This is a genomic window from Paenibacillus sp. 32352 (genome assembly GCF_002042965.1).
GTDB lineage: Bacteria > Bacillota > Bacilli > Paenibacillales > NBRC-103111 > Paenibacillus_S > Paenibacillus_S vulneris.
Map to the genome: position 1 here is coordinate 206814 of NZ_MZNT01000015.1, position 18887 is coordinate 225700.

The following is an 18887-nucleotide window of genomic DNA, read 5'->3' on the forward strand; positions in this document are numbered from 1 at the left end:
TTGCTGACGGCGGATAACCGTCGTTTGCGTACATTCTATGTGCTGTCGTCCTCCTTGTCGAAGGTGCGGACTTCCTCCGCATGGCGAAGTAAATCCTCAAGCACAACGGGCAGCAGCGCATCGGTTGCGCTCTGACTGCCGACAAATTCCCGCTCTACCACCAGCCGTGCCGGCTTGCGGGAAACGCGTTGCGATTTCATCGGTTTCTTTTTTTTCTTCATGCCTTCAAGTCCTTTCGTTTGATTTGTGGCCGAGCAGGAAGGGAGCTCAGACGAAAAAGAGGCATCGGTCGCCCAATGCCCCGTTTACCAGCCGGGAAAAAGTCAGCGGCTGTTCTCGCGGCTTCGTTCCCGCTTTTTTCGCCATTCCTCCAGCAGCTTCAATATGGTTTTCTCCATTTGCTGAGTCGTATAGCCCTTCGGAAAATAGTCCTTGATGCTTTCCTTTTGCAACTTGATCTGCTCCCGCTGATTCGGCTTTTCCTCGGTCATGATTCTGAATATCGCTTCCATGTCGAGTAGGCCGTCCGCGCTCAGCTTTTTCATGCGCTGAGCTTGGGAAAGAGAGGGGGTGCGGTCTTCGCTACCCATCGTTTCCAGCAGCGCTTCCTGCTCCTTCTCGGACAGATAGGACAGCTCCACGGCAGGGTTGAACGCCACCTTCCCGCTGTCCACCATTTCAAGCAGCGGCGGAATCAATTCGGTGAGCCGGATATAGCGTTGAACTTGTGTCGCGCTCGTTCCCACATCAACGGCAATGCGCTCCCGCGACTTCTGTCCGAGTTGGTCAGGAGTTCCGCTATCAGTCAAATCGTTGCGCTGCCCTTGCCGTTTGATTGCATCCAGCTTCATTTTGTAAGCCCATGCTTTTTCGGACGGCAACACATACTCGCGGTGCAGATTGCTGTCCACCAGGGCGATAATCGCGGCGTTTCGATCCATTTTACGAATAAAGGCGGGGATCGCAGCGATCCCCGCCTTTTCACAAGCTGCCCTTCGGCGATGTCCAGATATGATTTCATAGCCTCCTTCTTCCCGCGGCCGCACGATAAGCGGCGAGATTACGCCATGCGTCCGAATACTTTCCACGATGGCCTGCAACTCGTTGTTGTCCGCGACCTGATAGGGATTCTCGGGGAACGGGTGAAGCTGATCTATAGGGATGGTCGTAACCATTTCGTTCATCGGGCGGTATTCCCTCCTTTTTCCCGGCAGGTGTCTGTTGGCAACGTGAGACTGTGTCTTACGTTGTAGCAAGCACTGAATTTGGATATCCAAATTCGCTTGTTAGGGGCTTCGCCCCTAAGACCCCGCCATTTTGCCGCCGCTACGACTTCAACACATTGAGCGAGTAGGGGGACACATCTATATAAAAAGCTCCGGAACGGTGTCGACTCGCAGTTCTGACGCTTGGATTTTCTACGCAAAGAAAAAAGGACGCCATTGAATCGCAGCGACCTTTTCGGAATGTTATTTGGTTGGTTCTGGTTTAACCTGCGAATTAGCGAGCATCTGTACGGCCAGCATAAACCCGCATTGCAAACCGATTTCCATATACACATCTTCGCATGTACCTGCATAGTCATAAACCTTTGCAGTTGCTTCTTCGTATTCAGCCATGTCGGGGAACTTATCCTCTAGAAACTCAATAACAGACTTATGCACTTCGTCAATCCGCTCCTTGTGGCTCTTCGGATTGATGTCGGTGCCTGCCACGCCACGTAGCAAAAATTCACGAATACACTGAATTTGGGCTCTTTCAAAGATTTCTGACATATGGTTCATTTCTATCACACCCCCCCTGTTGATTCGTATAGCAATGAAATCAACAACATTGTAATCCCGTCACCCTTTGTTGACAAAGCTATACAGCTTCACCACCGCTGCGGCAGCGTGAAGATGGGGGATTGGGGGTGCAGCCCACAACAAGCGAATTGGGGAGACCAAATTCAGTGCTTGCTGCAACGCGAGACAACCATCTCGCGTTGACTTCCAGAACCCGCCGGGAAATAGGACGAATACCGATGAAAAGAGCATTCGCGGCGGTACCATCGATTAGCTTGATGCCTTGAGAAAATGAAGTTGTAGATAGATGTCGGGCTTTAAGCTAACAGGCAGATTTGCTTGGTAAGTCGCCGTCCACCTTTATTGATATTAGATAGCATATAGAAACAAAATTCCCTATTTATTCGTCTAACGTATGAGTACTTGAATTATGGTGTAATTGCAGAGAAAACTTATTTAAAGGAGACATAATGTAATATGAAAAAATTTTTTTATGCAATGGTACCCGCGTTGCTATTAACTGCGTGCTCCGATGCGACAACAAACATCACGAATTCACCGACTCCTTTATACGCGGCAACCGCAAGTCCAATCCAACCTTCGCTTACAGCCGCATCCAACACAATCCTTGTAACGGGACCGCTCACATTGTCAAGGAACGATCTATTCCAGATTACAAAAAAGCAAGAATACTTGAGTGTGGTACTTACTAACGGAAAGTATTTCGAAGACTGGTCCCCTGGGCCTTTAATGGGTCGCAATTGGGAGGGGGAATTCCAAATCCAGCTTTCCAATGAAAACGGCGAAGTGAAAAGCGCCGTCGATTTAAACGGTTATTTTAATGACAAAATAGTGTTCAACTCGTTCTTTGACATCGAGTTCGATGATTACAACGGGGATGGGAATATCGACTTTACAATTGGTCAATATGCATCGAGCAACGGCAGTATATTTAAGCTGTTTACGCTTGATAAGTCTGGACAAATCGAAGAGTTGCCTATTAAAGGGCATCACGAAATATTCGCGAGCGGTATTGGGCGTTATTCCACCAAGTTAGCTAAAAACAAATTGGGTTTTTCAAGCACGTATTATGACAACAGTATCGGAAAAGACGTAGTACAATCCTTTGCGTGGAACGGAAAAGAATTCGTTAGTGAATCGGAATTCGTCCAACCGATAACGGACTCAGAATACGATGTCTCCAATCTGGAACTGCCTCTGCCGAAGGGATGGAACTCGAGTACCGAAGACCGCTTTGGCGCATCTATCACCGACGAGAACGGAGTCAATCTCGGGAGTGTTGTCACGTACCCGTATGCTGACGATTTTGACTTTAGATCTTACAAGCCCAACCATAGCGAAATTATAAATGAAGAAACGATCGATACTCCCATCGGAAGCGGTAAACTATATACGCTCGACGCTGACAACGGTACTGCCGCCTCCGGCCTAACTGGCACACATGACGTCTATTTTGCCGTTATCCCTATACAAGACAGAATTGTTTACGTACTGGAATTTTCAAAGCGTGATAAAGAGGCTGCGTCCAAAATGCAATTCATCGGTCTACTAAACGGGTTGAGGTTAAAAAAGTGAACTCCAACCGATTGGAGATAAGGCTGATCAGGGAGGCCCTTCAGCCCTCGGGCTTTATTTTCGCGTCCTAGTCTGGCGTTGTTATTTTTATCGGATCCAGTCCAAAACATAAATATGCCTGAAAGACAAGGGACAAAGCCTCGCATCTTCATTGCCCGCAAAACACGGTCGACATCGCGCGGACGCCAAGGGCAGTCAAGGTCGTGAAGGGCAATCAGCTTCGTTTGCACGTTGGTGCCTGCGCCCATCTTGAACGTCGATCCGAGCAGTATCCGAACCTGTCCGCTGCGTACTTTGGCGAACAATTCCTTTTTCTTGACCTCGGTATTGGCGTCGTGAATATAGGCGATTTCCTCGGCAGGAACGCCTTTCTCCATCAGCTTGCGCCGCAGCTCGTCGTACACATTGAAGGCACCATCCTGTTTCGGAATGGACAAATCGCAGAACACCAACTGGGTCAAACGCTGCTCCTGATGTTCCTCCCAATACCGGAAGACATTGTCCGCGCAGGCGCTGACCTTGCTGCCTTCGTCGTCGGGAAGCAGGGGACTCATCAGCCGCTGATCGAGCGCGAGTTTGCGTCCGTCATTGGTGATCGTCAGCATATTGTCCTCGTGCGGCTCCACTTCCTTCGCCCGCACCCGTTCGGCGCGGCGGGCGAGATCCGCCACCATTTCCCGCTGAAAGTCGCTCGGCGGCACGGCCACATTATGGAAGTGGGCTTTCGGCACGGGAAGCTGGAGCATGTCCGCCGTCTGGATATCGGCCACTTCCTTGAACATATTCATCAGTTCCGGCAAATTGTAAAAACGGGCAAACCGGGTTTTCGCCCGATAGCCCGTTCCTTCCGGCGCAAGCTCAATCGCGGTGACGGTTTCGCCGAACGTGGACGCCCATGCGTCAAAATGCTGCAAGCCTTGCCGCTTGAGCCGCTCATATTGCAAGTAGCGCTGCATCGTATACATCTCGGTAATCGAATTAGAGATCGGCGTACCCGTCGCAAAGATGATGCCCCGGCCTCCGGTCAGTTCGTCCAGATAGCGGCATTTGGCAAACATGTCCGACGACTTTTGCGCTTCGGTTTGCGACAGTCCGGCCACATTGCGCATTTTCGTGTAAAGAAACAGGTTTTTGTACGAATCGGCTTCGTCCACGAATAGCCGGTCTACGCCCAGTTCCTCGAAGGTCACGACATCATCCTTGCGGCTTGTGTCGTTCAGCTTCTCCAGCTTGGTTTGCAGCGTCTTTTTCGTTTTTTCAAGCTGCTTGATCGCATACCGTTCGCCTCTGGCTTCCTTGAGTTCCCGGATGCCGCTTGTAATTTCCGAAATCTGCTCGTACAGTTGCTGCCGTTGCCGCTCCGTCGAAATCGGAATTTTCTCAAACTGCGAATGGCCGATGATGATCGCATCATAATCGCCGGTAGCGATCCGCGCACAAAACGTTTTGCGGTTTTTCGTTTCAAAGTCCTTTTTGGTCGCCACCAAAATATTCGCCGACGGATATAGCTGCAAAAACTCCGCCGCCCACTGTTCGGTCAGATGGTTCGGAACGACCAGCATGCTCTTGTTGCACAGTCCCAAATGCTTGCTCTCCATCGCTGCGGCGGTCATCGCAAAGGTTTTTCCTGCGCCGACACAATGCGCGAAAAGGGAGTTGCCGCCGTACAGCGCCCGGGCAACCGCATTGACCTGGTGCCGGCGCAGCCGGATTTCCGGGTTCATCCCGGTGAATCGGATATGACTTCCGTCGTACTCGCGAGGACGGATGGCATTGAACCGGTCATTGTACAGCCTTGTCAGCCGTTCGCGCCGCTGCGAGTCTTTCCATATCCAGTCGCGGAACGCTTCTTTCATCATCTCCTGCTTTTGCTGGGCAATGGCCGTTTCCTGTTTGTTCAGCACACGCTTTTCCACGCCATCCTCATACACGGTGTCAAATACGCGCACGTCCCGCAAATTCAGCGTATCCTCGAGAATTTTGTACGCATTGACGCGGTTTGTACCGTACGTGACGTTCGCCTTGATATTGTTGCTGCGGTCGTCGCTTTTGCCTTTGACGTTCCAGGCAGCCGTATATTCGGAATACATGACATTGATGTAGGTCTGGTACATCGGCGGCGTGTCCACAAGCTCAAACAGAAATTGCCGAATGTCTTCCGGCGGCAGCCAGGTTGCGCCCAAGCGGACATCGATTTCGGCGGCGTCCAGGTCTTTCGGCTGCACCGCTTCAAGCGCTTTGACGTTTTCGCCGTAACGTTCGATATCGTATGCGGCAAACTGTCTGGCCACACGCAGCTTCTCCCGCACATGGCCGGACAAGTATGCGTCCGCCGTTTCGTAGATCGGCTTGCCTTCCTCGTCCAGATTTTCGGGATTGGGAAAGATGACGCCGCGCAGCTCTTTTATCAGCTGTTCTTCCGTCAAGCCGGTTAGCTCCGCCATATACGGCAGATCGACACGGGCTTTTGCGCCGATGGAAACGGCAAGCGCCTCCGAAGCGGTATCCACCTGTTCCACGCGGATGCGCTGCCGGATGGTGCGTTTGGTGAACATATCCGCCTTGCGCAGCAGCCGCCCTTCCTCGTCGATGATTTCCAGCGAGCAAAGCAGAAAGTAAGAACTGTCATCCGAAAAAGCAAGGCTGTTGGCGCGGCTGTTGATCAGGCCGTATTGCACCGTAAACCGGTCATACAGCGCATTCAGCTTGCGCTGTTGCTGCTCTATCATCTCATCGCTGTAGTCTTCGGTTTGGTACTCGATGAGCTCGCGCACGGTGTCCCGCAGCTGGATCATTCCCTTGATTCGGCCTGCCGCCGTAGCGGAAGTGTCCACGCGCCGCATCCGGCTGTTCTCCCGATAGTAGATTTGTCCATCCACCAGCGCAAAGCTGAAATTGCGGACAGACGGATCGGCAGGGAGGGAAGGGTCTTCTTCCTCCGGCTGGTCTTCCCGTTCCAGCTCCACCCATTCGGCATGGATGTTGGACAACGCTTCGCGCAGCAGCTCATCCAGATTGGCGTCCGGGAATGGCTTGCAGGACGTTTCCTGGCGGTTACCGTACATCCGGTCGTCAAAAACCATGGTGCCCAGCACCATATCGGGATGTTCCGCGAAATAACGATTCACCGGCACACCGTCCGCTGTCTCGGACAGGGATAGCCATGCTTCGGTTTGCTCGCTGACGGCGACCATGCGATCCCGTTTCTGTAAAAAGATGATGTCGGCGGTTACTTCGGTTCCGGCATTGGCCAGAAACGCATTGCTCGGCAGACGCACCGCTCCGAGCAGTTCGGCGCGTTCCGCAATATATTTGCGAACCGCCGGGTTCTGCTTGTCCATCGTGCCTTTGGACGTAATAAAGGCGATGATGCCGCCCGGACGCACTTTGTCCAATGTCTTGGCGAAAAAGTAATCATGGATGAGAAACTTGTGCTTGTCGTAACGTTTATCCGCCACGCCATAACCGCCGAACGGCACGTTCCCGATGGCGAGATCAAAGAAGCTGTCCGGCAAATTCGTCTGTTCGTAGCCGCTGACCGCAATCGACGCCTGCGGGTATAGCTGCCTGGCAATCCGGCCGGTAATGCTGTCCAGTTCCACGCCAAACAGCCGCGAGCCTTGGAACGACTCCGGCACCAGACCGAAGAAATTGCCGATGCCGCAGGACGGCTCCAAAATATTGCCGCTGCGAAAGCCCATCGATTCCAGACAGTCGTACATCGCCTTGATGACGGTCACAGATGTATAATGGGCATTCAGCGTTGACGCGCGAGCGGATGCATATTCATCCGGCTCCCGCACATTTTTCAGTTCCGCATATTCGGCTGCCCACTGCGTGTTCGCTTCGTCAAATGCCTGCGGAATGCCGCCCCATCCGACATAGCGGGCCAGCACCGCCTGCTCGTCCGCTGTCGCTTGCCGCTGCTCCTGCTCCAGCTTGTTCAGCAGCCGAATTGCTTCCATGTTCCATTTGAACTTCGTTTTTGCGCCGCCATGCCCCAGTTCATCATCCGTAATCCGGTAGTTGACAGCCGGGGCAGACGGACGGGCTGGCACGGTGCGGCCGGCCACAGGATCAGGGGAAAGGGAAGTGTCTGGCTGCGATACGGTCTCTGGCCCCTCCGTCACCGGCTCTTCCGGTGAAACCGCATCTTCCGCTGTTTCCCATGCCGCTTCTCCAGACCGTTCCGGCTCCTGCTCTCCGGTAATCAGATGATCGTTCAGCGGATTTTCGCGCAGCATCCGCTCAAAATCCCGGCGATTCAACTCTTGGATGAAGAGCGGGAACTGACGGTCTTGCAGCACCACTGTTCGTTGCTCCAGTTGCACAATTTCATATTCGTCCGCACCAATCCAGACCGTGCTGCCCGCGTCATAACCGTAGCGCGCCCGTTCCCGATTCACCGGCATGCGTTCCGGTTCCGCTTGCGCGTCCGGTAGAGGAAGCCCCGACGATGCATCCGGCTGCGGCACATAGGACCTGGCCAATTCCGCCGCTTGCAGCCGCCGCTTTTCCTCCTGTTCTTCCGCAAAGGCGGGCAATCGCTCGGCTTCCTGCCGGTTCAAGTAACGTCCCGCTGCCAGCAGTTCGCCGATACGTTTCTGCACCTTCATCCACGGCACCACCACCTGCGTATCCGGGTTCATGATGGAGCCGCGGGTCAGCGTGATGCCTTTGCTGTCATAATTCATGTGAATATCCGTGCCGATCAGCGCGGGAAGACGCCCGCCGGTTCCGTATTCCCGTTTCAGGAAATCGGCGTTCTCCTGTGCGGACAGCGACTGCTGGAAATGCAGCGCAATGCGATACTTGCCGTTCTCAAAACCGCTGCCATTTTGCAAAATGGCGTCAATGACCACTTGCGGCATGAAAAAAGCGGAGGCTTTTGCGTCCTCCGCTTGTTCCATCCACAGCGTCTGTTGCTCGATGGATGGTTCTGACTTTCTTGACAAGTCAAATTCGTTTAACAGTATCATGCTGGCGAGATGCCCGGCGATGACACCCCAATCGTAAAAGCCTTGCGCCGTGCGTTCCTCCGCCGTCCCTGTCCACAGGTGCAAAACGTTGCGATACGGTTCAAATCCTGCTCGTACGCCTTCATCAAGCGTCAGTTCGGTGATGCCTGCCGGAAACAAACCGCGCACATACAACATGCGCTCGCGCTCATCCTCATGGGCAAGGAAAAACGTCGCAATGTCCGACTTGCTCTCCCGCAGCGGCGCGGCTCGGAGCATGTCATTGATGATGGCATGGTCGTGAAAAAACGGAAGACTTCGGTCCTCCGTTTCCCGGTCGTACCATTTTAATGATAAATCAGTTCCGCCAGAATCAGTTCCTCCGCCTGCTGCTTCAGGTTGTTCATATGTCCCGTCCAGCCCAGCGGATCGCTCGCCTTGTCCGGGGCCGGGTGAGACGTGAGCATCTCCTGTATCGTCCGGTCGATCTGCTCCCGCGCCGTCCGGTCGATGTCCGCCAGATGTTGGTTCAACTGCTCCGACAACATCAGTTGGGCGTACATGCCCTTCCGCTCGGTTTTCAGAAACGTCTTGCGCATCATCCCGTACTTCCCGATGGTCGTCTCCGCTTCGCTCAGCGTCAGGTTGGGCAGCAGATAATCCCCTTGCGGCGTGTACGTCAGTTCCATGTTCATCCTTCCTTTCTTGCAGGGTAGCTTCATTGTGCGGCAAGGAATCGGGTCTTGCAAGGGTATGAAACGATTGCCTCTCATTTGCACGTTGTGCATCCCGGCGCAGCGCCCGGACGGTCGATTCAATTTCCCGCAGCATCATCTCGGACACATCGCTGATCGCTGCACCCAAGTGGGACAGCACAGGAAGCGTGTTGAAATACCCGATGCCGGACAAATCCTCGATGCTGATGTAATGTGCGGGATCGAGCCCGCAACGGGTCATCGCCATGTAAGCGACAGCCTTTTCGGCAGCTTGCTTGAACAACAGCTCCACATGCGAAATATCCAGGTCTTCCAGCAAACTGTGTTCCCGCTCTTTCATCAACTCCGCCACATAATCGGCGCTGTTGTCATCCACCGCATTCCGCGCAGCAGTGAGGAGCGCAGCAGGCAGCTCCGCACGTAGTTCCATCTCATCCGGCGCGCCGAACGCATTTTCCAGCGTTTCGATGACATGAGCCGTGTCGCTGTCCTGCAATCGCCAAAGCGACACCTGCGGCTGGCGTCTGCTCTGGGTATCCGATACGTCAAACACATGGCGCAGGCCCAAGTGGTTGCCCCGATCTTCGATCAGGGCAATCCCTTTCGCGCCGCGCTTTACCCAGCGATCCAGCCGCTTGTTCCAGACGTCAATCGGCGCGCAGGCCGTTGCGTCCGGACGTTGTGCGTAGATTAACAGTTGATCCTGAAACGGATATTTATAGTTCCAGGCCGCCGTCCGCAAAAAATCCGCCCATCGCTCAGGCTGATTCGTCACCGTGCGAGCCGTGCTGGCAGCCAGTTCGACGATGCGCTGCAACTTGGCTGTCACGAGAGCACCTCCCTTACCGAAACGTGATTTGATTGGTCAGGCGAATGCCTTCTTCGGAATAACGGGCCGTAATCCGAAGGAGTCCGATACGCTGCAACAGGTGCAGATTGCGACGGACGGTCGAAGGGGAAAGACCCACCTCGAAAGCCAGCTTTTTGACGGACAACAAGACGCAGCCATGCCGTCCGCCTGCGCGGTCCATCAGGTAGCTGTACAATAGCTTTGCGGCAGGAGATACCTTCGCTTTGGCCAGCAGTTGATACCGGGTGAGATCATTCATAAACTTCCTCCTCGGCAGACGCTATCGCTCCGGCGATCGTTCCGACAAACGCTCCGGCCGGACATAGCAGTACAGATAGAAATTGTAGTCTCCCGCGTGCGGGAAACAACGCAGGTAGTACCGATGGTGTGCGGTTTGAAAACAAAAGCCGTATACGCCGGAATGCCACGCCCCCGATAATCGGGCCTCCGGATGCAACATGCAAAGTTGATGCATTCGGCTGCGGCTTTGAAGCCATCCCTGCTCCGTCAATGCCTGCACAACCGCATCCAGTTCCGCCCGGAAAGCCGGCGTTTTTAGCGTTGGCAAATGCTCGAACCAGTTTGCCCAGAATGTCTCGCCGCTGCTGCCAAAATAACCGCGCAGGTGCCCGATGCATCCGCGTTTCGTATCCTTCTCTATGGAAGCGGAATAAAAATAGGCCGCATCCTCCGACACGGCCGTTTGCAGTCTTTCCAGCATATTCTTTTCCTCCCGGCTGGTAGGTGTTCGCTCTAGGTTGCGACACACATAGAAGGGGAAAGTCCGATATCTGCCACAAGCCGACGGGAGGAAAGCCACACGGGGCTGTTTTTTCCGCCCGCCAAATCCAGTAAATAGCAGTACACCAGCTTGGCCGCAAGCGGAAGCGAGGCTCCGTCCAGCAGCCGATAACGAGTGAGATCGTTCATTGCGTCCTCCTATCGTTGCGTTTCCGTTTTTTTCTTCTGTGCGGCAGGCGTGGAAGGCGCTTGCTGTTGCTGCTCCACCAAGCGCTCCGGCCGGGCATAGCAGTACAAGTAAAAGTTGTAATCCCCGGCAAAGGGAAAGCAGCGCAAATAGTAGCGGTGATCCTGCGTTTGCATGCAAAACCCGTACACATCCGTGCTCCAAGCACCGCCGATGCGCGCCTCCGGATGCTCGCTGCAAAATCGTAACATATGCTGGCGGCTTTTCAGCACCTTCTGATCGCCGATAGCTTGAAAGACCTTACCCAATTCTTCTTTAAAAGCAGTCGTTTCAAAGGGAGTGCGCCGGGGAAACCAGGTTACCCAGAACTCCTCGCCCGACCGCCCAAAATCGCCGCGCAGGTGGCCGATGCAGCCACGTTCGATCTCCTCTGTGGCAGAAGCGGAATAAAAATAAGCCGTATCCTCTGGCGCGGCACTTTGCAGCTTTTCCAACATGTTTATCCCTCCCATCTGGTGAATTTAATGGGTGCCTCCCGTCCCAAAGTCGTCGTAGCTGGACAAATCGGCATGATAAAAGACGATGTCGCCGTCCAGCAGGGAGAACGTTGCCCCGTATGGATCGACGAAGCTGCGCTGAAACCCTTCCATCCGCCACTGATTGTCCAGCGGCGCGTTTTTGTATTGCAGATGCGGATGGTTCAAGTCTTGATCGCGGATCGTTTCGATGTTGAAATTGACGATGATGTACCCATCCTTCAGAAATACGGGCGCATGGTCGTCCAGCCGATGCGTGCGGCCGTACTCGGCCAGATTGAAGTCTTTCGGCACCACGTACGGCGCGGCGGGCAAACTGTAGTCCCCCCTCCACCGCTGAACCGAAGCGTTGGCGCGGGCCGCATCGATGCCGGAGGGCACCTGCATGCTTCCGACAAACGTCCGAAGCTGAGGCGGCAGCAGCATGATATCGTAGCCGCCCACATAGGTCGGCTTCTGCGCATCCTTTACATATTGATCGATAAACGTCTGCCTGTCTCCGGGCGAACCGTTTAGCGACCAAAGCGCTGCGGCGGTGTCGGTCAACTCCTGCTTCGGCACATTGCGCAGGCGAGCGTCGAGCGTCACATACCGTTTCTCCGCATCGTCGCTGGAGCCGATACGAATAAACCGCCGACTGCCTGAATGATAGTACAGATCGACTTCTTGCCTGTTCTTCCCCTTGCTGTCCACAAAATAAAACGTCGGTGTAATGAGGATGCCGTCACCCGAGCCGAACATGTTGCCTTTCGTCATGACTTCGAATTTGAAGTGGTAGCCTGTTTTGACCGCAACATTTTTCTTGCCGCTCTCCGGGTGACTGCCTTGCCGTACCGGCAGCACGTAAGGAGGGGTGTTGCCGCGCGGTGCGCCGTCAATGCCTTTCGTGCCGACCCAATAGGCGTTTCCTGTCGGGGTCGCGCTGCCCTTTTGGGTGCGGAACACCGTTTCCCAGGCAAAGTCGGCAATGTCGGTGATCCGGAAATCATACAGACGGCCAATGACTTCCACCGGAACCACCTGCGCAGCTACATGGTTGGTCAAGTCCAGATTGGCATTCATTTGAGATGTAAAGGAAGCCGGACTATTTTCGGCAAACGTTCGGAATAACACGTCGTAATGGCCCTCGTCCACCCAAACGGGCAAGTAGAAGGTCGTCTGCGTTTGTTCGACCGGGATGGACACCCACGTTTCTTTCGGGACGAACGTCGTGCGATCCGCCTTATACACATCGAAAGGAAACCAAACCTGTTTGTCTCTCATGTACTTGGCATAATCCCGATTGCCGTAGCCCTTGATATCCTTGTGTTGACCGCTTGTAGGAATCGTCACAGTAAAGGGCCTGTCTAAAATGAGCGCCGATCGCCCGGAAGTCGGTTGCGTCTTCTGATTGTGCGCCTGATCGTCCGATACCGAAGCGTAGTTCACCACCGGTGTATGCACAGTCACCGGGTTGATACCGTTAATGGGATAAGTTTTGTCTCCGCCGCCGCCAATGCCTTTAATCAAGGAATACGTTATGTTCCCGGTACTTGGCTGATTCGCTTTGTTTATTTTGGAAGCGTCGATGAGATAGCCCTTTCCGTACAACACATCTTGCCCGATCATCGTCGGTGCCGGTATCGCGCCAGGCGTCGGCGCTTTTTCTTCGACGACTTGGTTATCCATAATTGTCTTTCCGTTAAAGACGAGCGAATCGTTTTTTACCTTGATCTTACCAATCGCTTTTTCGGCCTCATTCTTCCAGTCCTCGTTCGGAACGGAGGGGCGGCTGGAACCGCCGGAAATGGTTTGACCGGGAAGCGTCACATTCGTATATACCGGATCGGTGATATGCGCACTAAGTGCCGGATCATGCGCGGCGGAAACGGTTGGGGGCGTGTAGCCGTTCGGCATAAGCGTGACCGTTCCCGAAGGAAGCGCATAATTGGAGACCGTCGCCTTCTGAATACCGTACACTTCGAGATTTTGAATCGTCCAGTAGCTGTACCTTCGTTCAATTGAATAGTTTTTGGTGACCGTCTGTGTGTCGGAACGCGGGACCGTAATGGTCGTCGAATTCCCGTTCGCATCGGGCGGGCCGGGTACGTATTCCGTCCATCGCAACGTATACGTCCGGCTCACGGAAATAGGGTATTGTTTCGCTCCGGTCGTTTCCGCGAACGTGTTGCGATACAGGTACGATTTGGCCGAGGCGTTCACATACAGACTTTCCGAAGTCGAAATGCCTTGCAATACATCAAACTTTTCAGCGCCGCGCGCATCCGCCTGAATGACGGCGGAAACGCTCGGTTCCATTACCTCGGCCTGCTGGGAAGCGCCGGGCTGCGGTTCTCCGCCGCCGTCGCCTTTACGCACCGTATGATCGGATGTCGAATCCCCCGTATTGCCGTCCACATCCTTTACGACGACAGTGATTTGCACGCTCACTTTGTCGCCGGACGTGAACGGGATTTTGATCGGAATCGTTTTACTCGTTGACGTGCCGGAGAGGGTTCCGGTTTTGTCGCCCGTTTGAACGAGCCTGGCATTTCGAATATCCGTGATCTCGTATGACTGCAAATTTTTTAACGACTTGACTTCAAAAACAAAATTCCCGTCCACTTCGGTCACGTTTTGGTCAACCGTTTCCGGCGCTTCAATCCGGGACGCGACCGTTACCGAGGAGGGAATTTTGTAAATGCCGATAAAGTTAGAGCCGCCCGATCCCACCAGAATGGAACGCTCTTTGAGTTTGGGGTCGCCTTTTTCCAGAACGAACAGCTTCTCGTCGGGTTTGTTATTGTTCGTAACGTAAGACCGGATGATTTCATACGTCTGACCGCCGGAAGTGATTTGTCCTTCAAACGTATGGTTCGCTTCCTCGCCGGTTGCGAAAACGCCTTTGTCCACTTCTTTGAGTCTGGTGCCGTCTTCTTTTTGATAGATGGCCTTCACCGGATTGTTCTCCGTATATTCGGCAACCGCGTCCGTTCCGCCCAGATGCACCGTAAAGCTTCGCGTTCGCACCTTCGGATTCGTTTCAGGATTTTCTTGCAGCCAGTCTTTCCGCGTCGGGTCCTGCTTTGGCGATAAATAGGAGCGAACGATCGTATACGTTTTTCCATTGTCCTCAATTGTTTCGGGAAATTCATGATTGATCGTTTCCCCGACCTTGTATTTGCCCTTTAGAAATGTAACTTCTGGTTTTTGAATGACTGTGCCGTCAACGGTTTTTGCGATGACATCGACGGGAAATTCCGCGCTTCGATAGGGTACATGAATGCCGAAATAATCGTCCAAATCGTCCGGATGCGCCCAATGTTCGGCCCTCTTGATCTCATCCAACGTATAAAAGGGCCCTTTGCGCACGTTGCCGTTCCCGTCGATAGACACCATGATGGCATGCAAATATAAGTCGTCGTTGTCTTTGATGTCGCCCATGCCCGCTTTCCACATACCTTCCGTGACGAGCGCCTCGCTGACTTCGTAATAGGTCGTGACAGGCTGGCCAGGGATGGGCGGATTCGGTTCCTGTCCTACTTGCCGTACTTGCTGGTCCAAAAAAGAGGCGTGTTGGCCGCTTCTCGGATCGCCGCACTGCATGGGCGTCGTATTCGAACATAATTGGTCACGGCGCACTGTCCAACCCACGGTTCTGTATTTAATGGACGATGTTGCAGCCGTACTGGTGATCTTAAATTTAATGGTGCCATTTTCAGTTCTGACATCGGGAGGTTCCGCGAAAACAGAGGTTGGAATGGAGAAAAACAAAAATAAGCATGCCAGCAGCATGCTCAACAATCGTTTATGCAATTTGTTCATATCTCTACTCCATCCTTTTCATCGTATGGTTGTAGAATAAACTAGCGCTCGGACTTACTTTCAACGTTGGCCCCCAATCGCCTCCCACATTCGTGGACATCGAGATATCGGTGTAGCCTTCATACCAAATTCCTTTTTCAAAAGATTGTTGGTTAGGGAACCTTTCATCATAGAGCAAGTCTTTACTTTCCTTAAACGAAACAAATTTAATCCTGAATTTGGATCGGATATAATTATCGCCGAATCCGTTCCGATAGATCATGGAAGGCTCGGGATCAAGGTATCCTTCGATCTGAATCTTGTTTTCTTTAACCCAATCCACATACCGCCGGATGTATTTCAATTCCGCATTGGAGCTTTGCACCTTCGTGGCAAATACCGCCTGCGCCCAAGAATCGTCAATCGTTTTGTAGTCCACATTCAGCCACAACGCGCCGAACGTTTTCAGACGGTTCATCCATATATTCACGTTTTTCTTATTGAATTCCGGTATGGTTGAATACAATGCCGATGAAACTTTGCTGTCCGTAGGATGCGAGTAGGGGTAGGCCATTTCATACGCTTCATTCGGCACATCGGCAAGTATATAAGGATAATCTTGCGCATTCTTGGGTAGGTTGGTTGTGCGAATCAGACGGCCCCATTCATCGTACTTTGCATTGGCGTCTTCTTGTGTAGAAATAAATACGGTCGATGTCGGGCTATCCCAATTCACTTCCGCCCCCAGCGCTTCGCTGACAAAACGCAGCGGGACAAACGTCCGGCCGCCGCTGGTGATCGCCTTCGAATCGAAGGCCACCTCTTTGCCGTTGACGAGCGCCCTGCTATCGCCGATCGTAAGCACAATATGCAGGTCGTCCCGCTCAATCGGTACGGTCATCGTTTTGGGCTCCCAGCCTACGTTTGCGCCCATCTGTTCCGCGATGAATCGAACTGGCACGAGCGTCCGATTGTTTTCATCGACAAATGCTTGTGCATCGGGAAACCAGATTTTTTGTCCGTCCATGACGACGCCGACAAAGGACGGAAGTCGGCTCGCCGCGCTTGCCGTTACGGTGAACAAGCTGCAAAGCATCGCGGCGACAAGTCCTGTAATTATCCATTTTCTCACGCCATTTGCTCCTCTCTTCATAGGGGTCATGACAAGTTTGGAAGATTTCGACTGTTAGGTTCATCATAGAGCCGATCTGACGGCGTGTCCACTTTCCGAAATCACCGCCGTCTCGTTAAGATGGCGAGACAGGACAGTCCAGCGGCATATAGCCTTTTTGCGCGGCCGCTTGTTCGCTGGAAAACGTCTCTTCCACCGGATAAGCAAAGCCGCATGTGCTGCGATAATACACCTTCATGCTTCCTTTCCTAGCCCCGACAATCTCCGGCTTCTTGAGCACGCGGCTTCCGCCGAGCGCATAATGGTTGTAAAACTTGCCTCCCATCGGAATGCCTTGGATAAAGGCAAGCACCCCGACATCATTCACGGTATTGTGCCATTCCTCCTGCGAAATGGTCGGCAGCATGAAGGTGTAAGAAAAGCCGTATCGGGAAACCGATTCGTTGTGTTTATTGATCCGGTAGGCGAGTTCGTCTTCAATTGCGCGGACGATGGTGCTCCGGCGCACCTGCTCAAATCGCTCCGCATCCTTTAATAGCGCAATATTCGTCTGCTGCCCGACGTCGGCCCGCAAGCCTTCGTGCCAGCTCCGGCTGCCCGCATCGTAAGCGAGGACGAAATCGTCCAGCGTGAACGAAAGGCTGTTGCCCGATGAATCGGCGTAAGCATACGGCTTTTTCGCTCCCCAAACCGGTTTCTGTTCCGTGTGCCCATCGGCTCCCGTCCACTCCTCCTCGGCATAGACGTAGAAGCCGTCGTAACCAATCACGACAATAGCCGGGATATACCGACCCAGTACGCCTTGCGAAACGGGATCGTCGGCAATGCCGAAGCTTGCGTACAGCGTCCGAAAAAAAGCGGCTATCGCCTCGTCCTTGTTCAGCGCCACCCGCTTGGCCGATTCGTATTGCGTCTCCCGCCGCTGGTCGGTATTGACGGTCAACATCCGCGCCGCGTCATCCACCGCTGCGTCCAGCGCGGCGTTATAGCGCAGTTCAGTCAATAGCGCCTTCCGCTGCGTTTCGACTTCGATCCGGTTCACGGTCGCAAACGGCAGGAAAATGAGCGCCCCGACAATGGCCCATTCAATCAGCCTCATTGCGCACCACCCCGCCGTAAGGAATGAAGATTTTTTCATTTGGACTGATGGCCTGGTTCAGAAAATCGAACAGGATCGTGCCGGGAGTCCGGTTCGTATTTTTGACCGTGACCGCAAACGTGTCGCCGACCCGCAGCTTGTAGCGTCTCGCCGGATCGTCTTTTGCGGCCGCGCTGTTTGGGAACAGAACAGGCAAAATCTGTGCGTTGTAAAACTTGTCGTAGTGTACTTCGTAGCTGCCCCGAAACGTGTCCGGCCTTGTCGGGTCGTCGTAAACCGGCACGTACTTTTTGCTGCCGTGTTCCATTTGCACATCGAAGGTGTTGCCCGTTGCGGCAATCGCCTCCATAAAGTCGTTGTACATGGTCGGCGACACAAAGCCTTTGTCCCGCACCGCATCCACAAACGTTGTCGTCGCCCGCAGGACGACCAGTTCCGAAATATCGTCCTGCTGGTCGAAGGCTGCGGAAATGGGGTAGAGGTAGAGCAAAAGAACGGCAATGAGCGCCGCGAAAACTTTCGAGATACTGTTCATGGCATTCTCCTTAACGTAAAGCGAAAATGAGACGCACCAGTTGTCCGGACGCATCTCGCTGGGCGACTGCCGTATACCGGGCATTCAGGCGAACGCCGGCGGGGACGAACGGGTCCCGATCGAGCGGCGGCGCGTATCGAACGCCGTCCACCACAATTTCCGCGTCTCCCGTCTCCAGCCGGGCAACAGACTGCGCTACCTCTGCGCCGGATACGGTGCCGTCGCCGGCAATCGGCGAAAACGCCATCTGCACGTTGCGATCCAGCGACTTTCCCGACACATAGGCGGTGGCGTTCAGCGCAGCCCCGGTTTGAAAAAGCAGCAGTCCGCTCGTTACGGCCATCAGAAAAAGAAGACAGGCCACACACATTTCCAGCATCGTTCTGGGGGCATATTCCATCGGCTTCCTCCTTGAAAAACGCCGAGGCGTCCGTCTATACCCGAAAGGACGCCCCATCAGCGTTGTGATGTCAGCACGGACGCTTACTGTTGCCGAAACACAATGCCGCGGATGACGTTGCTGCTATCGTGCACGAGTTGCGCCCGAAATTTCCCGCTCGGATTGACGTAGTTGATATTCGCTTCATCGAGCGCATGGCTCAGTTGCCCCGGCGCATCACCAACCACTGAGCCGTAGGTCACGCTGTCGATCGGAACACCAGTGTTGATCACCTTGCCATACCACTGCCCCGCCGGATTTTTCCCGGTGACAATCTGGATGCCGAACTGGTCTTGATCGCTGAACTTGCGCAGCGCGTTGACCACCTGACTGCCCGACAACGTCGTGTTGTCGTACACCGTAAACGCCGTTTGCGACAGCTCCGTCTGGATATTGCTGAAATTGCTTTGCGCCGCCTTGGTGGAGTCTTGCGCGGAAATAAACAATACGACGGCGAGGGTAATGAGCGCGATGGCAAGAAAAATGCCTGCCGCCATCACGAGTGCTTTTTGCGCGTTGGACATGAACCGA

The 18887-nt window shown here is 53.7% G+C and carries 16 protein-coding genes; 1 reads left to right on the plus strand and 15 read right to left on the minus strand.

Going from position 1 to position 18887, the window contains the following annotated elements:
* Positions 1-35: 35 nt before the first annotated feature.
* The 3 genes from B1728_RS29275 to B1728_RS29285 all read right to left on the minus strand — a co-directional run bounded on the left by B1728_RS29275 (position 36) and on the right by B1728_RS29285 (position 1784).
* On the minus strand, positions 36-200 hold the full coding sequence (locus tag B1728_RS29275; RefSeq protein WP_144028045.1) for a stage II sporulation protein R: 165 nt from the start codon (positions 198-200) through the stop codon (positions 36-38).
* Between the two features lie 123 nt (positions 201-323).
* Complete coding sequence (locus tag B1728_RS29280) at positions 324-1184, minus strand: ParB/RepB/Spo0J family partition protein (RefSeq protein WP_079913954.1); 861 nt, start codon at positions 1182-1184, stop codon at positions 324-326.
* A 285-nt stretch (positions 1185-1469) separates the two neighbouring features.
* Positions 1470-1784, minus strand: coding sequence for a hypothetical protein (locus tag B1728_RS29285; protein ID WP_079913955.1), 315 nt, complete (start codon positions 1782-1784; stop codon positions 1470-1472).
* Between the two features lie 477 nt (positions 1785-2261).
* Here B1728_RS29285 and B1728_RS29290 point away from each other — a divergent pair, with 477 nt between their 5' ends.
* A complete protein-coding gene (locus B1728_RS29290) occupies positions 2262-3380 on the plus strand; it encodes a hypothetical protein (RefSeq protein ID WP_079913956.1) in 1119 nt (372 codons plus the stop codon).
* On the opposite strand, the gene B1728_RS37290 is transcribed toward B1728_RS29290, so the two are convergent.
* The 12 genes from B1728_RS37290 to B1728_RS29350 all read right to left on the minus strand — a co-directional run bounded on the left by B1728_RS37290 (position 3290) and on the right by B1728_RS29350 (position 18880).
* A complete protein-coding gene (locus tag B1728_RS37290) occupies positions 3290-8617 on the minus strand; it encodes a DEAD/DEAH box helicase family protein (RefSeq protein WP_306293559.1) in 5328 nt (1775 codons plus the stop codon). The two genes, B1728_RS29290 and B1728_RS37290, sit on opposite strands and share 91 nt — an antisense overlap.
* Positions 8618-8685: 68 nt before the next feature.
* On the minus strand, positions 8686-9126 hold the full coding sequence (locus B1728_RS37040) for a TnpV protein (RefSeq protein WP_306293560.1): 441 nt from the start codon (positions 9124-9126) through the stop codon (positions 8686-8688).
* A 770-nt stretch (positions 9127-9896) separates the two neighbouring features.
* Positions 9897-10163 (minus strand): helix-turn-helix domain-containing protein, encoded by a 267-nt coding sequence (locus tag B1728_RS29310; RefSeq protein WP_079913960.1) that lies wholly within the window; start codon positions 10161-10163, stop codon positions 9897-9899.
* 21 nt (positions 10164-10184) lie between these two features.
* Positions 10185-10625, minus strand: coding sequence for a hypothetical protein (locus tag B1728_RS29315; protein WP_079913961.1), 441 nt, complete (start codon positions 10623-10625; stop codon positions 10185-10187).
* Positions 10626-10657: 32 nt separating this feature from the next.
* Positions 10658-10834, minus strand: a complete 177-nt coding sequence (locus tag B1728_RS36450) for a helix-turn-helix domain-containing protein (protein ID WP_179136252.1) — start codon at positions 10832-10834, stop codon at positions 10658-10660.
* Between the two features lie 9 nt (positions 10835-10843).
* Positions 10844-11329 (minus strand): hypothetical protein, encoded by a 486-nt coding sequence (locus B1728_RS29320; protein ID WP_079913962.1) that lies wholly within the window; start codon positions 11327-11329, stop codon positions 10844-10846.
* Positions 11330-11353: 24 nt separating this feature from the next.
* Complete coding sequence (locus B1728_RS29325; RefSeq protein ID WP_256865560.1) at positions 11354-15172, minus strand: DUF5704 domain-containing protein; 3819 nt, start codon at positions 15170-15172, stop codon at positions 11354-11356.
* A gap of 4 nt (positions 15173-15176) precedes the next feature.
* The gene (locus B1728_RS29330) at positions 15177-16283 is read right to left on the minus strand and encodes a copper amine oxidase N-terminal domain-containing protein (RefSeq protein WP_256865561.1); all 1107 of its coding nucleotides are present in this window, start codon (positions 16281-16283) and stop codon (positions 15177-15179) included.
* Between the two features lie 115 nt (positions 16284-16398).
* Entirely contained in the window at positions 16399-17382 is a 984-nt protein-coding gene (locus B1728_RS29335; protein WP_079913963.1) for a hypothetical protein, read from the minus strand.
* Complete coding sequence (locus tag B1728_RS29340) at positions 17369-17917, minus strand: hypothetical protein (protein ID WP_079913964.1); 549 nt, start codon at positions 17915-17917, stop codon at positions 17369-17371. Before B1728_RS29340 ends, B1728_RS29335 begins: the two co-directional genes overlap by 14 nt.
* A gap of 10 nt (positions 17918-17927) precedes the next feature.
* Entirely contained in the window at positions 17928-18317 is a 390-nt protein-coding gene (locus B1728_RS29345; protein WP_079913965.1) for a hypothetical protein, read from the minus strand.
* An 83-nt stretch (positions 18318-18400) separates the two neighbouring features.
* Complete coding sequence (locus B1728_RS29350; protein ID WP_079913966.1) at positions 18401-18880, minus strand: ABC transporter permease; 480 nt, start codon at positions 18878-18880, stop codon at positions 18401-18403.
* Between the last annotated feature and the right edge of the window lie 7 nt (positions 18881-18887).

Coding starts and splice junctions, on each gene's coding strand:
- B1728_RS29275 (WP_144028045.1), bottom strand. CDS start 200: ATGAAATCGCAACGCGTTTCCCGCAAGCCGGCACGGCTGGTGGTAGAG.
- B1728_RS29280 (WP_079913954.1), bottom strand. CDS start 1,184: ATGAACGAAATGGTTACGACCATCCCTATAGATCAGCTTCACCCGTTC.
- B1728_RS29285 (WP_079913955.1), bottom strand. CDS start 1,784: ATGAACCATATGTCAGAAATCTTTGAAAGAGCCCAAATTCAGTGTATT.
- B1728_RS29290 (WP_079913956.1), top strand. CDS start 2,262: ATGAAAAAATTTTTTTATGCAATGGTACCCGCGTTGCTATTAACTGCG.
- B1728_RS37290 (WP_306293559.1), bottom strand. CDS start 8,617: ATGCTCCGAGCCGCGCCGCTGCGGGAGAGCAAGTCGGACATTGCGACG.
- B1728_RS37040 (WP_306293560.1), bottom strand. CDS start 9,126: ATGCACAACGTGCAAATGAGAGGCAATCGTTTCATACCCTTGCAAGAC.
- B1728_RS29310 (WP_079913960.1), bottom strand. CDS start 10,163: ATGAATGATCTCACCCGGTATCAACTGCTGGCCAAAGCGAAGGTATCT.
- B1728_RS29315 (WP_079913961.1), bottom strand. CDS start 10,625: ATGCTGGAAAGACTGCAAACGGCCGTGTCGGAGGATGCGGCCTATTTT.
- B1728_RS36450 (WP_179136252.1), bottom strand. CDS start 10,834: ATGAACGATCTCACTCGTTATCGGCTGCTGGACGGAGCCTCGCTTCCG.
- B1728_RS29320 (WP_079913962.1), bottom strand. CDS start 11,329: ATGTTGGAAAAGCTGCAAAGTGCCGCGCCAGAGGATACGGCTTATTTT.
- B1728_RS29325 (WP_256865560.1), bottom strand. CDS start 15,172: ATGAACAAATTGCATAAACGATTGTTGAGCATGCTGCTGGCATGCTTA.
- B1728_RS29335 (WP_079913963.1), bottom strand. CDS start 17,382: ATGAGGCTGATTGAATGGGCCATTGTCGGGGCGCTCATTTTCCTGCCG.
- B1728_RS29340 (WP_079913964.1), bottom strand. CDS start 17,917: ATGAACAGTATCTCGAAAGTTTTCGCGGCGCTCATTGCCGTTCTTTTG.
- B1728_RS29345 (WP_079913965.1), bottom strand. CDS start 18,317: ATGGAATATGCCCCCAGAACGATGCTGGAAATGTGTGTGGCCTGTCTT.
- B1728_RS29350 (WP_079913966.1), bottom strand. CDS start 18,880: ATGTCCAACGCGCAAAAAGCACTCGTGATGGCGGCAGGCATTTTTCTT.